Consider the following 20,796-nt stretch of genomic DNA (forward strand, 5'->3'; position numbering starts at 1 on the left):
GCCCCGCCAGTCACGCAAGCAGCTTGACTTCATCATTGAGATTCCTTCCGGGGAGGGTGAGCGGGGCGCGCAGGAAAGCTCTCCCTGGCGCCTGCGGCGGGCAGCTTCGTCCGGGTCACCGGGCCGCTGACGGCCGCCGGGTTGCCGACAGTCCGCACTCGGCGAGGTACTCCCGCGTGTGCCGGGCGATCGGCAGCGGCACCTCGGGGGCGCAGGGGTAGAGGTCCTGCTCGACGACGACGAACAACTCGGCGTCCAACGCGGTCAGTTCGGCCACGATGTCGGCGGGATCGGGCAGCCCCGCGGGCGGGGTGACGCACACACCACGCGCGACCGCTTCGCCGAAGGAGAGGTTCTCCGCGGCGACCTGGTCGAGGATCTCGGGGTCCATCTGCTTGAGGTGGACGTATCCGACGCGCTCGCCGAACCGGCGGATGAGGTCGAGGTTGTCGCCACCGCCGTAGACCACGTGCCCGGTGTCGAGGCACAGGTTGGTCCACCGGCCGTCGGACCCGTCGAGTAGCTTCTCGATCTCCGGCTGCGTCTGGATATGGCTGTCGGCGTGCGGGTGGACGACCAACCGCACCCCGTACTCCTCCCACAGCCTGCTGCCGAGCCGGTCGGCACGCGCACCGACCCCGGCCCACTGACTCGCGGTCAGCTCCGGCGGCTCGGTGTACTCGCCGGTCTTCTCGTCCCGGTAGAGACGGGGGATGAACACCAGGTGGCCGGCCCCGGCCGCGGCCGTCAGCTCCGCGACCCGCCGCGCCTGGGCGAGAGTCTCCTCCCACGCGTCCTCGCGGTGCAGGGCCCCGAAGGTCGTCCCGCCCGATACCTGGAGGCCGCGCTCTGCGAGTTCCGCGGCAAGGCGCTCCGGCTCCAGCGGCAGGTAGCCGTACGGGCCCAGTTCCACCCACCGGTATCCGGCCGTCACCAGTTCGTCCAGGAAGCGCGAGTACGGGATCTGACGCTCGTCCTCGGGAAAGGAAATACCCCAGGAGACGGGGGCGGTGCCGAGACAGAGGTTTCCCGCGGTCAGGCGCGGAGAGTGCGGCGTTGTTGCCATGGCTGCTCCTCACAAGCAGGAAGTGGGAGACGGCGCGGAGCCGAGTCGGTCCGGACGGTGTCGAGCCCCCCACCAACGTTTCCGGCGGATGGTTCACAGATAGTGGCGCTGGTTGCGTTTGCGTTCCTCGTAGGTCCGGTAGGCGGCGCGGGTGGTCTCCACGCGCGCCGTCTGGCTCACCGGGACGTCCCACCAGCCGTGCGCGGGCGGGTTGGCCCCGCAGGGGTCGACCTCGACATGGACGAGGGTGGTGCGGTCGGCGGCCCGCGCGGTGGCGACCGCGGTGCGGAACTCCTCGACGGTGGTCGCGTGCAGCACGCCGGCTCCGAGGGAAGCGGCGTTGGCCGCCAAGTCGACGGGCAGCAGCTCGCCGTCCAACAGGCCGGACGCCCCGCTGCGATAGCGGTAGCTGGTACCGAAGCGCTGAGAGCCCAACTCCTCGGACAGGGAGCCGATCGAGGCGAAGCCGTGGTTCTGCACCAGGACGATGGTCACCTTCAGGCTCTCGGAAAGCATGGTGACGATCTCCTGCGCGAGCATCAGATAGGAGCCGTCTCCGACGAGCACGACCACTTCCCGTTCCGGAGCGGCCAACTTCGCACCGACCCCGGCGGCCACCTCGTATCCCATGCACGAGTAGGCGTATTCGACGTGATAACTCTTCGGGTCCCGCGCGCGCCAGAGCTGTTGCAGGTCTCCGGGCATCGATCCGGCGGCGTTGATCACTACGTCGCGGTCGTCCAGGGTTTCGTTGAGCGCTCCCAGGATCTCCGTCTGCCCGGGGAGCCGCCCCTCGCCACGGTCGGGTGCGAAGCACTCCGCTTCGATCGTCCTGGCGTGCGCAATGTCCTCGCGGATCTCCGCCTCGTAGTCGCCCGACACGCGCCAGTCGGCGAGAGCCTCCGCGAGTGCCTCGATCCCCGGCAGAGCATCCGCGACCACCGGTTCGGCTGCGTGCTTCACGGCGTCCAGCCGAGCCACGTTGAGATTGACGAAGGCCACGTCCCGGTTGCCGAAGACCGTACGGCTGGCCGTGGTGAAGTCACTCAGCCGAGTGCCGATGTTGAGCACCACGTCCGCCTCAGACGCCAGCGCGTTCGCGGCATACCCGCCGGTGGCACCCACACCGCCGACGGCCTGGGGGTGGTCCCAGGGCATCGCGCCCTTGCCCGCGTGCGTGTCGGCCACCGGCACGCCCGTCGCCTCGGCGAACGACCGCAGTCGTTCACTCGCGTCCGAGTAGACGACCCCACCGCCCGCGACGATCAGCGGCCGCCGTGCGCCACGGAGCAGGGCTGCCGCACGGTCGACGGCCGACGGCTCGGGTGCCGGGCGGCCGACGTGCCACACCCGGCGGCGGAAGAACGACTCCGGCCAGTCGAAGGCTTCCGCCTGCACGTCCTGCGGCAACGCCAGCGTGACGGCCCCCGTCTCGACGGGGTCGGTGAGGACCCGCATCGCCGCGAGGAGGGCGGGGACGAGCTGCTCGGGACGCGTGACACGGTCGAAGTACTTCGACACGGGGCGCAGTGCGTCGTTCACCGACACGTCGCCGGCCTGCGGCTGCTCCAACTGCTGGAGTACCGGTTCGGCGACGCGGGTGGCGAACATGTCGCTCGGCAACAGCAGTACCGGGAGCCGGTTCGTGGTGGCGAGCGCCGCTCCGGTGACCATGTTCGTGGACCCTGGGCCGGTGGACGCGGTGCAGGCGAAGGTCTGGAGCCGGTTCCGCATCTTCGCGTACGCGGCGGACGCGTGCACCATGCCCTGCTCGTTCCGGGCCAGGTAGTAGGGCAGGTCTGCCTCTCCGGTCTCAACGGCCTGCAACAGGGCCTGGCCGACCCCGGCGACGTTCCCGTGGCCGAAGATGCCCCACATACCGGGGACCAACCGCTGTTCCTCGCCGTCCCGTTCGCTGTACTGCCGCGCAAGGAAGCGCACGAGCGCCTGCGCGGTGGTGAGACGTACGGTCCTCATCGGGCATCCCCTCCGAACGGGAGCCGGTCATCGACCTCTTGCGACTCCCAGGCGGAGCGCACCCACGCGTGCGCCGGGTCGTCGCAGATCAGCCAGGCGCGCTCGGACCCCGGGCCCGCCATGACGTTGAGGTAGTAGAGGTCGTGCCCGGGAGCGGCGATCGACGGTCCGTGCCAGCCGTACGGGATCAGCACGGTGTCACCCGACCTCACTTCGGCCAGCACGTCGATCGGGCGGTCCGCCTCCCCGTACACGCGCTGGTAGCCGAAACCCTGTTCTCCGCCGGCGACTTGGAAGTAGTAGATCTCCTCCAGCTCGCTCTCCACCGGCGTGCCGTCCTCGTCGGTACGCGCCGTGTCGTGCTTGTGCGGGGGGTAGGAGGACCAGTTGCCGGCAGGGGTGAGCACCTCGCAGACCAGGAGTTGATCGGCGTCGAAGGTACCCGGCAGGCAGTAGTTGTTGACCTGCCGCGAGCAGGCGCCGGCCCCGCGCAGCTCGACCGGTACGTTCTCCCGTGGCCCGTACCGCGCTCCCCCGTCGGTGCGAGCAGTACGCGCGGAGGGCAGGGCGAAGCGCCCGCCGGCCGCGCTCCGGACGACGGCAGTCGCTTGGCCGGGCAGGTAGAGAAAGTCGGTGGCGGAGGCGAACACTCCGGAGCGGCCCTCGAGGTGGAAGCTCTGCCCGTCGACGGTGACCGTGCAGCTGCCCTCCAACGGCAGCACGAGAAGTTCACTGTCCTCGGTGGACACCGACTGCCCTGCGCCGGCCGCGAGGTGCAGCACCCGCAGTCCCGAGTGCCCCCAACCGGCGGTCTGGGCAGTCAGGTTCACTTCGAACGGGCCGTCGGCCGTCGTACCCTTCGGCAGGTGGTAGGTGGGTGTGTCGGTCACAGCAAGCTCACCGCCCGATCGACGGCGCCGGCGACATCGCCGTCGGAGGGAAACAGCAGGGACCGGCCCACGACCAGTCCGCGGGCGGTCGGCTGCTCGAGCGCCTGCTTCCACGAGGCGAACGCGGCCTCGGCGTCCGCCACGTCGCCGCCCAGCAGCAGCACCGGCAGGGTGGAAGCGGCCAACACCCGTTCCATGTCGGGCACCACGGGAACCTTGAGCCAACTGTAGGCAGTGCTGCGGCCAAGCCCTGAGGCCACGGTCACCGAGGTGACGACGGCATCGGTCGACAGGTCGTTGTGGAGGCGTCCTCCCTTCCATCGGGACAGGAAGGGTTCGATCATCGCGATCAGTCCGCGCTCGTTGAGCCCGTCGACGGCCCGCGCGCAGTTCTCCAGCGCCGACGGCGTCGCCGAATCCTCCAGTGCGATCCGCAGGAGCATCTTGCCACCGTCGAAGTTCCGCTCGGCGATGCCAGCAGGGTCGTACCCCGTGAACCGGTCGTCGACTTCGAAGGCCGACTGCGCGAGACCGGCGCGGTTCATCGAGCCGAAGACGCTCTTGTCGTCCAGGACACCGAGCAGCAGAAGATCCTCGAGTATGTCGGCCGTGGCCAACACGCCGGTGACGCCGGGCCGTTCCAACGCACGGCAGAGCCGGTCCAGCAATTCGAACCGATTCGCCATGGCCCAGGGGTCGTTGCCGACTCGGTGGGAACCTCGCGCCGGATGGTCCGCCGCGATGATCAAGGCTTTGCCGTGCTCGCCGAGCGGTGACGCCGCCCTGACGCGCCGCGCCGCGGCCTCGCTGATCGCGCCTGGAGCGGTGGCCCGAGTTTCCACGATCTCGTGTACGCGTGGGGACAGCACTTCCTCACACCTCCCCTGAGGGCTCGTCCGAGTGCGTGGCACGCAGCTTCGCCGCCACTTGCTCCTCCGTCGGCATCGCGTCGGAACAGGCCAGACGGCCCGCCACCAACGCGCCTGCCGCATTCGCGAAGGCCATCGTCCGCCGCGTGTCCCAGCCGGACAGGAGTCCGTGGCAGAGCGCCCCTCCGAACGCGTCGCCCGCGCCGAGTCCGTTGACCACCTCCACCGGGCTCGGAGGGATCTCAACGGCCTCGCCGTCGCGCCCCATCGCCAGCACTCCCGCGGGGCCCTGCTTGACCACCGCCAGCTCCACACCCGCGTCCAGCAGCGCCTCGGCTGCGGCGTGCGGCTCGCGCTCGCCCGTCGCCACTTCGCACTCCTCCAGGTTGCCGACGGTGACGGTGGCGTGCCGGAGGGCCTCGCGGTAACGACTCGGCGCCTGCGCCGGGTCGGACCAGAACGTCTCCCGCCAGTCCAGATCGAAGACCGTGGGATGGGACTTCTCCCGGTGTTCCAGCGCGGTGAGCGTCGCCGACCTACTGGGTTCCTCGCTCAGTCCTGTGCCCGTCATCCAGAAGACGCGGGCGGAACGCACGGCCTGGAGGTCCTGTTCCTCCGCAACGAGGTCCAGGTCGGGGGCTTTGGGCAACCGGTAGGCGTAGAGCGGGAAGTCGTCCGGGGGAAAGATCTCGCAGAAGGTCACCGGCGTGGGCGCGATCGGGGAGGTGCCGACGAAGCGACTGTCCACGCCGTACCCTTCAAGCGCGGAGCGCACGAAGTCCCCGAACGGATCACCGCCCGTCTTCGTGATCACCGCAGCGCTGTGGCCGTAACGAGCCGCGGCCACCGCAACGTTGCTCGGACTACCGCCCAAATACTTGCCGAACGAGGTGACGTCGGCCAGCCCGACACCGGTCTGCAGCGGATAGACGTCCACCCCCACTCGGCCCATGGTCAGCACGGCGAACCCCATCTGCCCGACTCCCCCTCCTACGGCGGCCGTTGCCCGAACAGCGCGGAGCCACGGGCCTGTCCACACCGCCGGGGACCTAGAACTATCGCGCGCTACTAGCGCGCGCTAACTCGAAGCACGATGAAGCCTGCCCGAGCGGCATGTCAATAGCGCGTATCGCGCCGGTACGGTGACACCGGCGGGCACGAGCGAACCTCGGAGGTGCACACACCCGTGAACCGATCGGGCAGGCAGAGGCCGACCATGGCCGACGTGGCGGAGCGGGCAGGGGTCTCCCGTGCCCTGGTGTCGATCGTGTTCCGGGGACAGCCCGGCGCCGGCGAGGAGACCCGCGAACGCATCCTCCGCGTCGCCGACGAGGTCGGTTACCACCCCGACAACGCCGCCCGGCTGCTCGCCCGCGGACGTAGCCGCGCCCTGGGCGTGCTGTTCACCGTTCAGCATCCCTTCCACGCCGACCTCGTCTCACGCATCTACCCCGAGGCGGAGGAACTGGGCTACGACGCACTGCTCTCCTCACCCGCGCACGGCCGAACGGAGCAGAAGGCGGTGGAGGCCCTGCTCTCCCATCGTTGTGAGGCCGTGCTCCTCCTCGGCCCGGAGGCACCGCAGGCGTACCTCAACGAGCTCGGACGGCGCACCGTCGTGGTCTCCGTCAGCCGCCGCGCCGCCGGGGCGCCGGTGGACAGCGTCTACACGGCCGAGAGCAGCGGCGTACGGCAGGCCATGAACCACCTCTTCGACCTGGGTCACCGTTCCCTGGTCCACGTCGACGGGGGCAAGGGACCCGGCTCCGCCGAAAGGCGCCGTGCCTACCGCGCGTCGATGCGACGACGCGGCCTGAGCGAGGAACTGCGTGTGATCCCCGGCGGCGGAACCGAGGAGTCCGGCGTCGAAGCGGGCGAACTGCTGCTCCGCGAGCGCGACCTCGGGGCGAGGCTGCCGACCGCCGTGCTCGCGGCCAACGACCGCTGCGCCATGGGTCTGATGCTTGCTCTGACGCGCGGCGGTGTCGACGTGCCCCGCGACCTGTCCGTCGTCGGATACGACGACAGCCACCGCTCGCACATGATGCCCATCGGTCTCACCACGGTCCGTCAGGACGTCGACGTGATGGCGGAACGAGCCGTCAGATTCGCCGTGGAGCGCCTGGAGAACGGCGAGTTGGAGCCCCGGCACGCGGTACTCGGCGCGAAGTTGATGGTGCGGGGGACCACCGGGCCGCCTCGCGCAGGGGGCGGCTGACCACTCCCCGGCCGCTGACGCGACGCACGAACCACCAGGCGGACGAGGCCTCCCCGCGCCTTCGACCGGCACCGCTCTGGTCATCGTGCTCGTGACGCCCGGCGAGGCAGCAGTCCGTCACTGCGGGGGCACCGGCGTGCGGCACGGTGCGGTCGCCGGTGAAGTGTCCGGCGCGCAGGCCGCGGAACTGCACCTTATTCGGTGGCATCGAGCTGTTGACCGTGGGACGATCCCGAGGTTCTCGATTCGCGGAGGCGCAATCGGCGCCAAGGCACTGCGCGCGACCCGGTCGCGACCTCGTGATGCCGAATGCCGGCGCGCGAGGGCCCGTCGAATGCGACGCGGACATGAACACCCGAGTCACGCCTGCGGCGCCGCTCGCGCGCTGACCGTCGTATCGGCGGGTGTTGCCCCTCAGCCGCGCGCCCCTTTTGCACGTAAGGACGTTCCATGCCCCCTCCCGATCCCGCGCAGCTTCATCCCACGACACGTCCGGACCTGACCAACGTCGTCTTCCTCGCCAATCAGGTCACCTCCGAGCTCATCGAGGTCGGGGAGTTCACCTACTACGACGACGAGGGTTGGCGCGGCCCGTTCGAGACGACGAACGTGCTGTACAACTACGGACCCCAGGCACTCCGCATCGGCCGGTTCTGTGCGATCGGCCCGGGCACCCAATTCCTCATGCCCAGTGGCCAGCACCCCATGATCGGGCCGTCGACGTATCCGTTCACCATGTTCGGTCAGGAATGGACGGACAACACGCTCGACACCTTCACGGCCGTTCCGGCGACGGGAAACACCATCGTCGGCAACGACGTGTGGTTCGGACGCGAATCCGTGGTCATGCCCGGCGTCACCATCGGACACGGAGCCGTCGTCGCCGCGCACAGTGTCGTCACCAAGGACATCGAGCCGTACGCGGTGGTTGGCGGCAACCCAGCCGGTGTGATCCGCCACCGGTACACCCCGGAGGACGTGCAGCAGCTCCTCGAAGCGTGCTGGTGGGACTGGCCGATCGAGGCCGTGACCCGGCACGCCGCAACCATCATGGGCGGTACCCCGAGCGAACTCGCCGCCATCGCCGCACAGCTCGAGACCCGGTAGGCGCCTGCCTCTTCCGCGGAAGCAGCGGCCGACTCGCCCCGCCTGAGACCGCGCGTCGGGGGATCTGCCCGGGCTCGGCAGGTGGTGGCGTGGAGCCGCGGCGGTGGTGAGCAATCCTCGGTGCCGCCATCGGCTGCTGAGCGGGATGCCGGTACGGCACCGGGGAGCGCCGCCCAGCCCGGTGCTCCCGCGTCTTCAGCGAACCGACAGCCCTCCTCCGTGGCCGGCCCGGTCGAGCAGCAGTTCCGCGGCCGCCGTCGCCCCGTTGGTGCGGATCGTGCCGGCCGCGGCGCTCGCTCGTGCGTGGGTCTCGGGACCTGTTCGGTAGGCCCTGGCTTGTCGCCGTGCGCGTACCTTCACGCTGCTCCCGCTGGTCGCGCTCGACGCTCAGGGTCGGCGCCTACGCGGCGAACTCCGTCGGGCGGAGCCACCTGAGCATGCCGACCACCGAGGGCGTGGTCCTTGCGAACGTGACCTTCGAGCCCGCGTGCTCGCGGGCGCCGAGCGCCGGCACGGCGCGAGGGCCGACGCGTGGTTCACCCACCTCGCGAGCGAGGTACCCGGGGCGGACACCCACTACGAGTGGTCGGACCCGGTCACCGGCGAGGAGTACGACACCCTGTACAAGAACGGGAGCAACGCATGACCACCCTGAGCGAGACCTACGCCCTTTCCAACGACGTGTCCGTCCCCAAGCTCGGGCTCGGCACGTGGTTCATCGACGACGACCAGGCTGCGCAAGCGGTCCGCGACGCCGTCCGGCTCGGCTACCGCAACATCGACACCGCGCAGGCCTACCTCAACGAGCGCGGCGTCGGCGAAGGCGTGCGCACCGCGGACGTCCCCCGCTCGGAGCTGTTCGTGTCCACGAAGCTGGCCGCGGAGATCAAGGACTACGACCAGGCCGTCGCCGCGATCGACCGATCGTTGGCGACGACGGGACTGGAGCACGTGGACCTGATGCTGATCCACTCCCCGCAACCGTGGGACGACTTCCGCGGCGGCGACTACGCCGAGGGCAACCGCCAGGCCTGGCGTGCCCTGGAGGATGCGCACAAGGCGGGCAGGATCCGCTCCATCGGCGTCTCGAACTTCCTGCGGGCCGACCTGGAGAACCTCCTGTCGAGCTGCACGGTAGTCCCGCACGTCAACCAGCTGCTCGCGCACGTCGGGAACACGCCCTTCGAGCTGATCGCCTACTGCGAGGCCGAGGGCATCCTCGTCGAGGCGTACTCACCGATCGCACACGGCGAGATGCTGAAGAACGCCGAGGTCCAGACGATGGCCGAGAGGTACGGCGTGAGCGTCCCGCAACTGTGCATCCGCTACACGCTCCAACTGGGGACCGTGTCGTTGCCGAAGACGGCCAACCCCGAGCACATGCGGTCCAACGCCCAGGTCGATTTCGAGATCTCCGACGAGGACATGGCCGCGCTGCGGAGCTTGAGGGCGCAGGACTACGGCGAGTACAGCGACTTCCCCGTCTACAGCGGCAAGTGACCCGACCCGGGGCGGGGAGTCGCCTTCCGCTTTCCCCGGCAGCCGCCTCGTCGCCCGTCATCCGCCCGGACGTCGGCGACCGGCCCACGCCCCCGCCAGCCGCCCTGCCGCGCGTCGTCGACGAGGCACGGCGGGCTACTTCGCGTCCGGCGCCCTGACCGGTACGCCGCCGGCGTCCACGGCGGTCCCGTTCACCGTGAGCCGTCCGTCCGCGTCCGTGCCGACCTCGGCACTCATCGCCGCGGCCAGGTTCAGACGCTGCCAGCTCCCGGCGCCGTCCTGGTCGTCGAGCGCGTACCCGGACTCGATCTGGGTGGCGGCCAGCACGGCGCGCCGCTCGTCGGCCGAGAGCTTCGGGAAGGCGGTCAGCAGCAGGTCCTCCGCCCCCTGGGGGACGGACGGCGGAAGGCCCTCCGAGCCGATCTGCGGGAACCCGTAGGTCATCCGCTGCTCGTAGACGTCCAGTGCCTCGCCGGTGGGAAGGTACGGCTTCTCCCCGGCGAGGCACTCGCCGAGCGTGCCGCCCGCCCCCGCCTCGCGGCACTTGTGCGCCAGCACGCCCCGCAGTTCGCCCCTTGCCTGCCTCAGCAGGGTGCGGAACTGCGGGTCGGACCAGCGGACCTGCGCGGTCTTCGCACCGACGATCCGTCCGCCCATGATGTCGGTCGGGTAGTGGAAGGCCAGCAGGACGCGGTTGTCGCCGTACTCGGAGGCGCGCGCCAGGATCTGCGGGGCCAGTTCGGGGAGCAGCGTGGCCATGACGATCCCCTGCGCGTAGCCGTGGCTGGTGTGGCCGCTCGGGAAGGAGCCGTCCCCGGCGAGGCCCTCGTAGCCCTCGGGGGTGTCCCACTGCTCGATGAGGCCCTCGCCGTCGGTGAAGCCCATCCGTACGAAGGGGCGCTTGTACTGGTAGTTGTCCTTGGCGGTCTGGTACCAGTCGTCGTCCGAGGTCGGCGTCTTCTCGATGCGACGGGAGAGCAGCGCCTCGGTCTTCGGCAACTCCCCGTTCTTCAGGGCGTCCTTGTACAAGCGGCCGAGCACGCTGCCCAGCCCGTCCTCCATCGTCTCGTACGGGCTGCCCGCGCCGTCGACGAGCGCCTTGCGCACCTGGGGATCGCCGCGCTCCCCGTGCGCGTTGTTGATGTCGACGACCTTCCTGTCGTTGCGCGCCCTCAGCTCGTCGTAGGTGGTGCCCTTCGGCAGCTCCTCGTTCGGCCCCATGAGGCTCGGTGTGCCGCGTGCGTCCTCGAAGGAACGCAGCAGCCAGGTGAAGTAGTCGCCGCCGTCAGGCGCGTCGGGCAGCTCGTCCGAGTCGTAGGCGGTGTCCAGTTGGGCGTCGGTGAACGGCTGGGAGGCGTCGGTCTGCGCCAGCCGCGGCAGCTCGAAGTAGGCGTCCGAACTGGTGCTGTTGGCCTGGTGCACCTCCACGGCCAAGGTGTTCTTGCCGGCGCGCAGTTCGGAGGCGGGCACCGTGAACTCCGACTGTGCCGGGTCCTTCTCCCCGTCGGTGCCGTCCGGGGTCCGGTACTGGAGGTTCTTCGAGATCTCGGAGTCGTTCCAGCCGGCGACGCGGTGGCCGTTGAGGTACACCGTCGCCGTGTCGTCGTAGACGACCGAGCCGGCCAGCCCGGTGAGCGCGTCGATGGTCGACTGCTCCATGGTGAAGGAGGTCCGGAAGAAGTACGCCTCCAGATCGTCGCCCGTCTCCTTGCGCAGGTTCAGCTTGGTTTCGACGGGGAAGTCCTCGCCCAGGTCCGTGCCCTCGTCCTTGGCGCCGAAGGGTCCCCGGGCCTTCTTCCACGGCGCGTCGCCGGGATCGAAGCCGGGCCTCGTCCACTCCGTGCGGTCCTGTGCCCCTTCGGCCGGGTCCACGTCGGGGGCGTCGAGGTAGCTCCAGGTGGTCGAGGAGCCCACCGCCGCCTTGCCGAGTTCGATGTCGTCCACCCAGCCGGAGACGGGGGCGGCGGCCCTCGCGGCGGGGTCGTCGTAGCGGAGCAGCACATCGGTGACGCGCTTGCCCGCGAGGTCTCCCAGATCCACCGACACCCTGTTCCAGGAGCCCGGAGTCAGCGTGGAGCCGTGTGCCTTCGCGTCCTCCGGCCGCCCGTCGGTGTCGCGCAGGGCTCCGTCGGCGCTCACCGTGCGCGGGTGGCTGCCGTCCGGGTCCGTGTAGACGACGTCGAGGGCGGCGTGGGCGGAGGCGGCGTCCGCGGGGCGGATCGCGTAGGTCAACTCCGCGTCCTCGCCGAGGGACACGTCGAGTTCGGAGCGGACCACCACCGCCGAGCCCGCACCGCCCTCCTCCAGGGTGCGCCCCGCGTACCTGAGGGCGTAGCTGCCGTCCGCCGCGCCGACCGACTCGGCGTTCTCCACTGAGGCGCCGAGCGCCGAGGCCCGGGTGCCGGCGGAGCTGCGCAGGGTCCAGTCGGCGATCTGCAGCTTCTCGTGGTCGTCCGGGGAGCCGTCGCACCGCTCGGCGCAGTTCTCCGTGACCCGCAGTTGGTAGTAGCGGTATCTGCCGGGATCGTCGATCGAGTAGAAGTTGGTCTGGAGACGCTTCTCGAAGTTCTCCTCGGCCTCGCTGTCCAGCGCCGTCCACGAGGGGTCGTCGGCGTCCGAGGCGGCGTCGGGGCTGTTGCTGCCGAGCACGGTCCAAGCCCGGGGGTCGCGCGGTGCCGCGTCGTTCCCTGCGGTGAGCGAGTACCGCGTGACGGCGGCCGGGTCGGCGAGGCGGTAGATCGCGTGCGCGGGTCGGGAGGACGTCGGCTTGCCGCTGCCGCGCGCGTACCACTTGGTGGAGCCGTCGTCGTCCGCGAGGTTCGAGACGTGCTCGCCCGGCCTGTCGTCGTTGGGATGGTTCGAACTCACCGACTCGACGGTCGTGTTCACCCGCGTCGTCTCGCCTCGCAGGTTCCTGGCGGGGCCGCGGCCGGCAAAGCCCGCCGGCCGGGGTGTGCCGGCCTCGTACGAGGTGGACCAGTAGCCGTTCGCGCTCGCTCTTCCGGCCGTGTCCGCGCCCGAGGCGCTCACGGGCTGGACGCCGACCGAGACCACCATGAGCGCTGCCGCCAGCATCGCGACCCGGCCACCGCTCCTTCTCAACACGCGCACAGTGCCCTCTCCCGGTTCGAGCAGCGATGGGGACAACGTTGTCAACGCAAGTCAGCGTGGAGCGCCCGTCCGTACATGTCAATGCATGCGGCACGGCGCGGCGTGGCCTGAACCGCCCCCGGAGGCCCGGGCGTTGGGTTCACACATCCGGCGCTGGGGCGTGCGCGGTGGCGCGGAACCTACGATCCGCGCCTACCCGACCGGCACCCGACGACGGACAGACTCGCTGCACGGGACGAGCCACGGAGTGCGGTGCGCGACGCCGGGGCAGGGGGCGGTGTCATCGTCCGCCAGAAGCGGAAGGGTGCCCTCGGATCCCGTCCAGGAGGTACATGGTGCGGCGGTCGTAATCCTCCCGGGGCGGACGCTCGCCGTACTTGAGGGCGAGTGCGTTGTCGACGACGAGTGCATGGAAATCGTCCGCCGTGAACTCCGGCCGCAGCGCCCCGGCGGTTCGCGCCGCTGCGATGAACTCTTCGTTGGCCCGGCTGCCGACCCGGCAGATCTCCATGAGCTGCTCCGAGTGCGGATAGGTCTGCAACAGGACGTCGTTGAAGGCGGGTTGGCGGTATTGGAGGTCGCGGATCGCGGTGAGGTAGTACGCGATCCGCTCGCCGGCGTCGTCAACGGACCGGGCGTGGTCGATGAGGGCGAACAACTCGCGCGCGACGAGCTCTTCGATGACGGCTTCGATGAGGCCGATCCGCCCGCCGAACCGGTTGAAGACCGTGGCTTTGCTCACCCCTGCCGCCTTGGCGACCTCCTCCAGAGGCACCGTCAGGCCCTGCCCCTGGAAGGCACCGATCGCGGCAGCGCGGATCTGTGCGGCGTTTCGCCGCGCGTCGGCGCGCAGCCGGGACTCCGAAGGCATCGCGCCGGCCATGTCCCTCATCGTCTCTCCCTGATGCTTGCCGGCATAACTTGACTCGGTGGGTCAGCTTACCTACCGTCGCAGACGAGGAAAAGCTGACCAGCGTGGTCAACTTATGCTGCCGCCGACCGTCGAGACGGGCGCCGCGGGCGCTCAGGAAGGTCAAGAACATGATCGTTGTCACCGGCGCTACCGGTGGGCTGGGCGGTGCCACCGTCGAGCACCTCCTCAAGCGCGTACCCGCCGACCGGATCGGCGTGAGCGTCCGCGACGCCGCCAAGGCGCGGCACTTGGCCGACCGCGGCGTGCGGGTGCGACAGGGCTCCTACGAGGACCCGGCCGCGCTGCGTGACTCATTCGCCGGTGCCGACCAGGTCTTCCTCGTGTCCGGCAACGACCCGGCCGCCGACATGGTCGGCCTGCACCGCAATGCCGTCGAAGCCGCGGTCGCGGCCGGCGCCCGGCGGATCCTCTACACGAGCCAGCAGGGCGCCGTCCCCGACAACCCGTACCGGCCGTCGGACATCCACATCGCCACCGAGGCGATCCTCAGCGACTCCGGAGCCGACTGGACCGCACTGCGCAACGGCGCCTACGGCCCGCTTGATCAGGTTCTCGGACCGTGGCAGCGGACCGGCGTGATCGCTCAGCCGCAGGACGGCCCCGTCCCGTACACCGACCGTGCCGAAGTAGCCGAGGCCACTGCGGCCATCCTCGCCGGCGACCGAACCTTCGACGGCCCGACCGCCCTGACCGCCCCGACCGCGGTCACCTTCGGCGATCTCGCCGAGATCGCCTCAGAACTCACCGATCGCACTGTCAAGCGCGTCGTCCTGGACGACGAAGAGTGGGTCGCCGACCAGATCACGACCGGAGTGCCGGAGCAGACGGCCCGGCTCATGCTCACCTGGTACCAGGCGGCCCGCACGGGCTACTTCGCTGAAACCGGCCCTCTGCTGGCCGAACTCCTCGGCCGCGAACCCCGCACCGCCGCCGACCGGCTCGCAGCCGGCATCGCCGCCTGAAGCCGAGCTCCTTCCCGATCGCCTGATCGTCGATCCGGGCACGCTCTTGAGCGAGTGGGCGCGGATCGAGCCACTGCTCCCGACCCGAACACGAGGCAGACGCGGCCGCAGCCCGCCGGCCTTCGCCCGAGAGACGCCCCGAGCCGGAGAACAGCTTGCCCGGTGTCCACGACCGCCACCCCGATGAGGCTGCCCGGACCGCAACGCCGCAGCGCTTGGCACGAGCGCAGGCCGCCGAAGACTCCCCACACACCGGGCAATTGCTCGGAACAGCTCTCCGCGCGAGCAGCCGGGCAACGAGTCCAGACCTCTCACACCGCACGGCCGTCCATCAAGGAATACCAGGTCACCGCACCCTCCCCCGCGCCTTCAACGGCGTGGCCGGCAGCTCCGGCGCCTCCAACCGGTCCCCGTCGTACCCGTGGACACTGCCGAAGCGGTTGCCTGACATCCAGTCCTGACGGGCTGCCACGATCTCCTCGCCCGACCGCCCGACGAAGTTCCACCACATCACCAGCTTCTCCTCGAAGGGCTCGCCCCCGAGGAGAAGCAGACTGCTCGCGACGTCGGCGCGGAGGGGGAGTTCGCGGCGGCCGCAGCCGAGGTAGAGCATGGAGCCCGGGGGGAGTCGGACGCCGTCGACCTCGCTCGTGCCCTCCATGGTCAGCACCGCGTACTCGAAGTCGGGCTGCACGGGCAGACGTGCGTCCGCGCCGGGGTCGAGGGCGAGGTCGGCGCCGACGAGCGGGGTGTGGACGGTGCCGGGTGAGGCGGCGCCGTCGAGTTCGCCGAGGATCAGGGTGCCCGTCACGCCGCCTCCCTGGAAGGTGGGCAGCCCGGGGTGGTGCTCGAAGGTGGGCTCGCGGTGGCGGTAGGCGTCGGGGAGGGCGACCCAGAGTTGGGCGCCGTGGAGCCAGCGGGCGTGGGTGCGCGGGGACTCCTCCGAGTGCGAGATGGCGTTGCCCGAGGTCATCAGGCCGAGTTCGCGGGGCCGGATCGTCTGGAGGCTGCCGAGGCTGTCGCGGTGGAGGACGCTCCCCTGATGCAGCCAGCTGACGGTCTGGAGCCCCATGTGCGGGTGGGGCGGCACCTGCATGCCGGGCTCGTCCGCGATGTCGTCGGGGCCGTAGTTGTCGACGAAGCACCACGCGCCGACCATCCGCCGGCCCAGGTTGGGGAGCAGCCGGCGCACGACGGTGGAGCCGCCGAGCGGTACCGTGCGCGGCTGCAGGAACTCGCGGACGGGGGCGGCCGAGACCTCCTCGCGACCGCCGCAGGTCGTGGGTGAGGGCCTGAGGTCGAGATTGCTCATCATTGCTCCCAGACTGGTGTGGGACGGCTTCCGGCCTCGTGATTATGGCGCCGGAACCGACCTCCGACGCGGGGGAATACCCGCTCGGATCGAGGGAATGCCCGTCCGCACGGTCTTGTTCACCGAGCGCCGGACTGCAGCCCACCTTGCGGTCCGGGTCCCAACCTCACCAGGAGAGAGCATGAGCACCATCGAGCTCACCAAGGACAACTTCGAGGAGGTCGTCACCGAGAACGATCTCGTCCTCATCGATTTCTGGGCCGGGTGGTGCGGCCCCTGCCGGTCCTTCGCGCCGGTGTACGAGGCCGCGGCCGACCGCCATCCCGACCTCGCCTTCGCCAAGGTGGACACCGAGGCGGAGCAGGAGCTCGCCGCCGCGTTCGAGGTCCAGTCGATCCCGACGCTGGCGATCATTCGGGAGCGCACGGTGCTCTTCGCCCAGCCGGGCGCGCTCCCCGAGGCGGCGCTGGAGGACCTCATCGGCCAGGCCCGCGCCGTCGACATGGAGGAAGTCAGGCGGAACGTCGAGGAACAGCAGCAGGGCGGAGAGCCCCAGGGCTGACCCGCGGCGCAGCGGCCGGACGCGAGGGCCCCGTACCGGAGATCGGTGCGGGGCCCTCGTCGTGCGTCAGGACGCCGAGGCCGTGTGCGAGGGGTGCGGGGTCCGCGGTTCCAGCCGGAAGTCCTGTCGGACGGGGTGCCCCTCGCGCACCTGCACCCGCGCGACGGCGGCGAGGCGGTCGGGGGTGCTGGCGATGACGTTGACGATGTGCCCGGCGAGCCCGGCGGCCGCGTACTCGCCGTTGGCGTCGCTCGTCGCCCTGACCATCTCGCGGCCGTGCGTCCGCGTGACGGTGATCGCGACGCCGGGGAGCGGGTTGCCGTGCGGGTCGGTGACCCGGCCGGCGAGCTCGGGCCGCTGACCGCCGGCGCCGCGCCCGTGGGGCGGTACCGCGCTCGGCTCCGGGAGCTCGAAGGTCGGGTCCTCGACGGGCGCCTCCTGCTCCTCCTCGGCCTTCTCCTCCTCCGACTCCTTGGCGGCGGCGCGCAGTTCCTTCCAGCGTCCGGCGAGCAGGAGCAGCACGCCCGCCACGACCCAGGCGCAGAGGACGAGGGTGTGGCGCCAGACGTCGACGCCGTCGAAGTAGAAGACCCCGCGGAGCGCCTCGATGAGGTTGCCCATCGGGAGGATCGGGTGGAGCGCCCTGAAGAAGGCCGGCACCATCTGGACGGGGACGGCGCCGCTGCTCGACGGCATGCTCAGCAGGATGAAGATGCCGAGTGCCACACCGGGGAAGAACTGCTTGCAGAAGGGCACGAGTCCGTACGCGGTGAGTGCGACGGCCTGCGTCATCAGGAAGACGAGCGGGATCGCCAGCGGTTCGTGCGGGATGACGTCCATGCCGTAGCCGGCGACGAAGTAGGCGACGGTGCTCATGAGCGCGCCGACGGCGGCGAGGGTGGCGATCTTGCCGCGCTTGGAGATCGTCGTGACGCGCAGGAGCATCATCACGGTGATGTACGACGGGATGGTGCACGCGAGGACGAGATAGAAGAGACCGGTGCCCGTGGCGTCGCCGGGAGCGGTGCCGGCGACGTCGGTGACCTTCAGCGTGCTCCCCGAGCCCTCGGCGACCGAGGTGAACGTCTTCTCCAGCAGCGACTCCAGCGAGAACCCGTCGGCCTTGGCGACGTAGAGCTCGGAGCCGTCCCGGCCCGGCACGTATCCGGCGGAGGCGTCGCGGTCGAGGACGGCCTGCCGGGCGGCGTCGGCGTCGGCGACCTGGTGGATGTCGAAGGCTCCCGGGCTCTTCTCCTCAAGCGCCTGGTCGAGCTGGTGCGCCGAAGGGCCCGCGACCGCGACGTCCACGTGGTGCGGCGTGGGGTTGTGGAACGGCAGCAGGTAGCAGACGAGGAAGCCGGTGAAGAAGAACGCAGGGAACCAGAGGCCGCTTGCGAGTGCGCGCACCTTCGCGCCGGTCGAGGGCTGCTCGCTCTCGGTCTGCGCTGTCGACTCCGCCATGGAAAGGGTCCGCCTCCTCGGGTGTTGGGGGATGCGTCGGTCGGCGGTCGGCGGGCCCGGCCGGTTCGATGACGCCTACAATCTTTAGGGACGCTAACAGAAACGTGCAGTGCTGCAAAAATGCATTAATGTAGGCAGCGTCTCGGGGCCGCCGACGAAGAGGACGGGACCGCCCATGCCCGCGAAGGCGTCGTCCGCAGGGCTGCGGGAGCAGAAGAAGTCGGAGACCCGCACCGCTCTCCGCCGGGCCGCCGTCCGGCTCTACGCCGAGAAGAGTCCTGCCGCCGTGACCGTGCAGGACATCTGCGCGGCCGCCGGCGTCTCCACGCGGACCTTCTTCAACTACTTCGAGACCAAGGACGACGCCGTCTTCGACTGGGACCGGCGGCTGAGCACGCAGCTCGTCGACGCGTACCTCGAACGCCCCGCGGCGGAACCGCCCTTCGACGCGCTGCGGCGGACGCTGGGCACCGCCGTCCCGCTCCTCGTCGCCGACCCGGGATGGCGCGAGCGCCGGCGCCTGCTGCGCGCGCATCCGGAACTGGTGCCGAAGCTGCTGCACAGCAACAGCCACATGGCCGAAGTGCTCGCCGAAGCCGTCGCCGAGCGCACCGGCCTGCGGCCCGACGACCTCTACCCGCGGCTCCTCGCGGGAGCGGGGCTCACCGCGCTCCGCGCCGCGCTGCGCCGCTGGGACCCGGAGGCGTCCGACGCCGCGCTGCTCGACCTCCTCGACGAGGCGTTCGGGATGCTCGCCGCGGGCCTCGCCGACCCGCGCGGCGACTGACGCGGCCCTCACGTCCCGCCTCCGGCGAGCACCTCGCGCACGTCGAACTCCACGGGCTCGTCGAGCTGTTCGTAGGTGCAGCTCGACGGCTCACGGTCGGGGCGCCACCGGAGAAAGCGCGTGGTGTGCCGGAAGCGGCCCTGCTGCGTGTGGTCGTAGACGACCTCGCAGACGCGCTCGGGGCGCACGGGCTCCCACTCCCTGCTCTTCTCCGTGTTCCAGCGCGTGGGGGCGCCGGGCAGGCGGCGCTGCTCGTGGGCCGACTCGTCGCGCCAGTCCGCCCACGGGTGTCCGGCGAGCGGGACGGCGAGCGGCTCCAGTTCGGCCGTCACCTCGCGCCACTTGGCGGCACCGAACGACGAGCAGACGCCGACGTACTCCAGGCTCTCGCCAGAGCAGAGCCCCAGCAGCAGGGCACCCGGGCTGCTTCCCTTGCCCCGGCGGAGTCCGCCGACGACGCACTCGGCGGTGCGCTCGTGCTTCACCTTCGCCATGGCGCGCTCGCCGGGACGGTAGGGACCGTCGGGGGGTTTGGCGACCACGCCGTCGAGCCCGGCGCCCTCGAAGCGGTCGAACCAGCGCCTGGCGAGGTCGAGTCGGTCGGTGGCGGGGGCGGGGAAGAGCGGCGGTGCGACGTCGTGGAGGGCCTCGGTGAGGAGGCGCCTGCGCTCGTGCTGGGGGAGGTCGAGCGCGGAGGTGTCCCCCACGGCGAGGAGATCGAAGACGACGAGGGCGGCCGGCTGCTCCTCGGCGAGGCGGCGTACGCGGGAGGCCGCCGGGTGGATGCGCTCGGAGAGGGCGTCGAAGTCGAGTCGCGGACCGCGGGCGAGGACGATCTCGCCGTCGAGCACGCAGCGCGGCGGGAGCTGCTGGGTGCACTCGGCGACGAGTTCGGGGAAGTAGCGCGTGAGGGACTTGCCCGTGCGGCTGCCGAGCTCCACTTCGCGGCCGTCGCGGAAGACGAGCGCCCGGAAGCCGTCCCACTTCGCCTCGTACTGCATGCCGGGCGGGATGCGGGCGACGGCCTTGGCGAGCATCGGTTTCAGCGGAGGCATCACCGGCAGGTCCACACCGCGATTCTGCGGGGTGGAGCGGCCTCGCGCGCGCCGGAGGCGTCCGTCCGCGCGCACGCCCCCGGGTGCACGGGAGCGATCCGCGCCACCATGGGGGCATGTTGCTCGCCGAGATCGCCCGCACGTCGCGTGAGGTCGCCGAGGCGGCGGCCCGTTCGGTGAAGACGGAACTTCTCGCGCGTCTCTTCCGCCAGACGGACCCGGAGGAGGCGCCGCTCGTCGTCACCTACCTCGCAGGACGGCTGCCGCAGCGCCGCACCGGCGTCGGCTGGAGCTCGCTGCGCGAGCTGCCGCCACCGGCCTCGGAGGCGCGGCTCACCGTCGCAGGGACGGACCGCGCCCTCGACGCCGTGGCCGCCGTCGCGGGCAAGGGGGCGCAGGCCGAACGGGCGCGCCTCGTCGCGGAGTTGATGGGCAGCGCGACGTCGGAGGAGCAGTGGTTCCTGGTGCGGCTGCTCACCGGCGAGCTGCGCCAGGGCGCGCTCGACGCGCTCGCCGTCGAGGGGCTCGCGGCGGCCGGCGGGGCGGAGTCGGGCGAGGTGCGGCGGGCCGTGATGCTCGGCGGTTCGCTCGGTGCCGTCGCCCGGCGGCTCCTCGCCGAGGGGCGGGCCGTGCTGCCGGAGTTCGGTCTCGAGGTGGGGCGACCCGTGCTGCCGATGCTGGCGCAGCCGGCGGACGGCGTCGAGGAGGCGGTGGCGCGGCTGGGCGCGTGCGCCGTGGAGGAGAAGCTCGACGGCATCCGGGTGCAGGTCCACAAGGACGGCGACGACGTGCGCGTCTACACCCGCACGCTCGACGAGATCACCGACCGGCTCCCCGAGGTGGTCGAGGCGGCCGGGCAGGTCGCGGCCGAGCGCGTCGTGCTCGACGGCGAGGTGATCGCGCTGGACGCGGAGAGCGGCAGGCCGCGGCCCTTCCAGGAGACGTCGGGGCGCGTCGGGTCGCGTCTGGACGTCCCCGCGGCGGG

Annotated in this window: 18 protein-coding genes; 8 read left to right on the top strand and 10 right to left on the bottom strand. The window is 70.9% G+C overall.

What is annotated here, in order from left to right; translation table 11 throughout:
• Positions 1-115: 115 nt before the first annotated feature.
• The 5 genes from UWG_RS0114050 to iolC all read right to left on the bottom strand — a co-directional run bounded on the left by UWG_RS0114050 (position 116) and on the right by iolC (position 5,775).
• A complete protein-coding gene (locus UWG_RS0114050; RefSeq protein ID WP_016907856.1) occupies positions 116-1,066 on the bottom strand; it encodes a TIM barrel protein in 951 nt (316 codons plus the stop codon).
• Between the two features lie 93 nt (positions 1,067-1,159).
• The gene (iolD, locus tag UWG_RS0114055; RefSeq protein ID WP_016907857.1) at positions 1,160-3,043 is read right to left on the bottom strand and encodes a 3D-(3,5/4)-trihydroxycyclohexane-1,2-dione acylhydrolase (decyclizing); all 1,884 of its coding nucleotides are present in this window, start codon (positions 3,041-3,043) and stop codon (positions 1,160-1,162) included.
• Positions 3,040-3,933 (bottom strand): 5-deoxy-glucuronate isomerase, encoded by an 894-nt coding sequence (gene iolB / locus UWG_RS0114060; RefSeq protein ID WP_016907858.1) that lies wholly within the window; start codon positions 3,931-3,933, stop codon positions 3,040-3,042. Before iolB ends, iolD begins: the two co-directional genes overlap by 4 nt.
• A complete protein-coding gene (locus tag UWG_RS0114065; protein WP_033196138.1) occupies positions 3,930-4,802 on the bottom strand; it encodes a Cgl0159 family (beta/alpha)8-fold protein in 873 nt (290 codons plus the stop codon). Before UWG_RS0114065 ends, iolB begins: the two co-directional genes overlap by 4 nt.
• A 4-nt stretch (positions 4,803-4,806) precedes the next feature.
• On the bottom strand, positions 4,807-5,775 hold the full coding sequence (gene iolC, locus UWG_RS0114070) for a 5-dehydro-2-deoxygluconokinase (RefSeq protein WP_016907860.1): 969 nt from the start codon (positions 5,773-5,775) through the stop codon (positions 4,807-4,809).
• A gap of 243 nt (positions 5,776-6,018) precedes the next feature.
• On the opposite strand from iolC, the gene UWG_RS0114075 reads away from it, so the two are divergent.
• The 4 genes from UWG_RS0114075 to UWG_RS0114095 all read left to right on the top strand — a co-directional run bounded on the left by UWG_RS0114075 (position 6,019) and on the right by UWG_RS0114095 (position 9,627).
• Positions 6,019-7,020 carry a LacI family DNA-binding transcriptional regulator gene (locus tag UWG_RS0114075; protein WP_016907861.1) on the top strand — a complete coding sequence of 334 codons (1,002 nt, stop codon included), beginning with the start codon at positions 6,019-6,021 and terminating at the stop codon, positions 7,018-7,020.
• Between the two features lie 450 nt (positions 7,021-7,470).
• Positions 7,471-8,127 (top strand): CatB-related O-acetyltransferase, encoded by a 657-nt coding sequence (locus tag UWG_RS0114080; protein ID WP_016907862.1) that lies wholly within the window; start codon positions 7,471-7,473, stop codon positions 8,125-8,127.
• 487 nt (positions 8,128-8,614) lie between these two features.
• Complete coding sequence (locus tag UWG_RS33690) at positions 8,615-8,773, top strand: cupin domain-containing protein (RefSeq protein WP_016907864.1); 159 nt, start codon at positions 8,615-8,617, stop codon at positions 8,771-8,773.
• Complete coding sequence (locus UWG_RS0114095) at positions 8,770-9,627, top strand: aldo/keto reductase (protein ID WP_016907865.1); 858 nt, start codon at positions 8,770-8,772, stop codon at positions 9,625-9,627. Before UWG_RS33690 ends, UWG_RS0114095 begins: the two co-directional genes overlap by 4 nt.
• Before the next feature lie 135 nt (positions 9,628-9,762).
• On the opposite strand, the gene UWG_RS0114100 is transcribed toward UWG_RS0114095, so the two are convergent.
• Positions 9,763-12,702 carry an acid phosphatase gene (locus tag UWG_RS0114100; protein ID WP_016907866.1) on the bottom strand — a complete coding sequence of 980 codons (2,940 nt, stop codon included), beginning with the start codon at positions 12,700-12,702 and terminating at the stop codon, positions 9,763-9,765.
• 316 nt (positions 12,703-13,018) lie between these two features.
• A complete protein-coding gene (locus UWG_RS0114105; protein ID WP_016907867.1) occupies positions 13,019-13,630 on the bottom strand; it encodes a TetR/AcrR family transcriptional regulator in 612 nt (203 codons plus the stop codon).
• Positions 13,631-13,779: 149 nt separating this feature from the next.
• Here UWG_RS0114105 and UWG_RS0114110 point away from each other — a divergent pair, with 149 nt between their 5' ends.
• On the top strand, positions 13,780-14,634 hold the full coding sequence (locus UWG_RS0114110) for an NAD(P)H-binding protein (RefSeq protein WP_016907868.1): 855 nt from the start codon (positions 13,780-13,782) through the stop codon (positions 14,632-14,634).
• 346 nt (positions 14,635-14,980) lie between these two features.
• Here UWG_RS0114110 and UWG_RS0114115 read toward each other — a convergent pair whose 3' ends face one another.
• Positions 14,981-15,946, bottom strand: a complete 966-nt coding sequence (locus UWG_RS0114115; protein WP_016907869.1) for a pirin family protein — start codon at positions 15,944-15,946, stop codon at positions 14,981-14,983.
• Positions 15,947-16,127: 181 nt separating this feature from the next.
• Between UWG_RS0114115 and trxA the strand changes: the two genes are divergently transcribed.
• Positions 16,128-16,508: a thioredoxin gene (trxA, locus tag UWG_RS0114120; RefSeq protein WP_016907870.1), complete on the top strand. Its 381-nt coding sequence runs from the start codon at positions 16,128-16,130 to the stop codon at positions 16,506-16,508.
• A gap of 66 nt (positions 16,509-16,574) precedes the next feature.
• On the opposite strand, the gene UWG_RS0114125 is transcribed toward trxA, so the two are convergent.
• On the bottom strand, positions 16,575-17,969 hold the full coding sequence (locus UWG_RS0114125; RefSeq protein ID WP_016907871.1) for a carboxypeptidase regulatory-like domain-containing protein: 1,395 nt from the start codon (positions 17,967-17,969) through the stop codon (positions 16,575-16,577).
• Positions 17,970-18,144: 175 nt separating this feature from the next.
• Here UWG_RS0114125 and UWG_RS0114130 point away from each other — a divergent pair, with 175 nt between their 5' ends.
• A complete protein-coding gene (locus UWG_RS0114130) occupies positions 18,145-18,756 on the top strand; it encodes an acyl-CoA-like ligand-binding transcription factor (protein ID WP_016907872.1) in 612 nt (203 codons plus the stop codon).
• 8 nt (positions 18,757-18,764) lie between these two features.
• Here UWG_RS0114130 and UWG_RS0114135 read toward each other — a convergent pair whose 3' ends face one another.
• Positions 18,765-19,826 (bottom strand): ATP-dependent DNA ligase, encoded by a 1,062-nt coding sequence (locus UWG_RS0114135; RefSeq protein ID WP_016907873.1) that lies wholly within the window; start codon positions 19,824-19,826, stop codon positions 18,765-18,767.
• A 101-nt stretch (positions 19,827-19,927) separates the two neighbouring features.
• Here UWG_RS0114135 and UWG_RS0114140 point away from each other — a divergent pair.
• A partial coding sequence (locus tag UWG_RS0114140; protein WP_016907874.1) for an ATP-dependent DNA ligase occupies positions 19,928-20,796 on the top strand: 869 nt, incomplete at its 3' end.

The sequence above is a fragment of the Streptomyces xiaopingdaonensis genome, assembly GCF_000262345.1.
Lineage (GTDB): Bacteria > Actinomycetota > Actinomycetes > Streptomycetales > Streptomycetaceae > Streptomyces > Streptomyces xiaopingdaonensis.

What these genes read in the sequence shown, in the direction of transcription:
- UWG_RS0114075 (WP_016907861.1), top strand. Translation starts at nt 6,019, where the DNA reads ATGGCCGACGTGGCGGAGCGGGCAGGGGTCTCCCGTGCCCTGGTGTCG.
- UWG_RS0114100 (WP_016907866.1), bottom strand. Translation starts at nt 12,702, where the DNA reads ATGCTGGCGGCAGCGCTCATGGTGGTCTCGGTCGGCGTCCAGCCCGTG.
- UWG_RS0114105 (WP_016907867.1), bottom strand. Translation starts at nt 13,630, where the DNA reads ATGAGGGACATGGCCGGCGCGATGCCTTCGGAGTCCCGGCTGCGCGCC.
- UWG_RS0114130 (WP_016907872.1), top strand. Translation starts at nt 18,145, where the DNA reads ATGCCCGCGAAGGCGTCGTCCGCAGGGCTGCGGGAGCAGAAGAAGTCG.
- UWG_RS0114125 (WP_016907871.1), bottom strand. Translation starts at nt 17,969, where the DNA reads ATGGCGGAGTCGACAGCGCAGACCGAGAGCGAGCAGCCCTCGACCGGC.
- UWG_RS0114050 (WP_016907856.1), bottom strand. Translation starts at nt 1,066, where the DNA reads ATGGCAACAACGCCGCACTCTCCGCGCCTGACCGCGGGAAACCTCTGT.
- iolD (WP_016907857.1), bottom strand. Translation starts at nt 3,043, where the DNA reads ATGAGGACCGTACGTCTCACCACCGCGCAGGCGCTCGTGCGCTTCCTT.
- UWG_RS0114110 (WP_016907868.1), top strand. Translation starts at nt 13,780, where the DNA reads ATGATCGTTGTCACCGGCGCTACCGGTGGGCTGGGCGGTGCCACCGTC.
- iolC (WP_016907860.1), bottom strand. Translation starts at nt 5,775, where the DNA reads ATGGGGTTCGCCGTGCTGACCATGGGCCGAGTGGGGGTGGACGTCTAT.
- UWG_RS0114095 (WP_016907865.1), top strand. Translation starts at nt 8,770, where the DNA reads ATGACCACCCTGAGCGAGACCTACGCCCTTTCCAACGACGTGTCCGTC.
- UWG_RS0114080 (WP_016907862.1), top strand. Translation starts at nt 7,471, where the DNA reads ATGCCCCCTCCCGATCCCGCGCAGCTTCATCCCACGACACGTCCGGAC.
- UWG_RS0114115 (WP_016907869.1), bottom strand. Translation starts at nt 15,946, where the DNA reads ATGAGCAATCTCGACCTCAGGCCCTCACCCACGACCTGCGGCGGTCGC.
- trxA (WP_016907870.1), top strand. Translation starts at nt 16,128, where the DNA reads ATGAGCACCATCGAGCTCACCAAGGACAACTTCGAGGAGGTCGTCACC.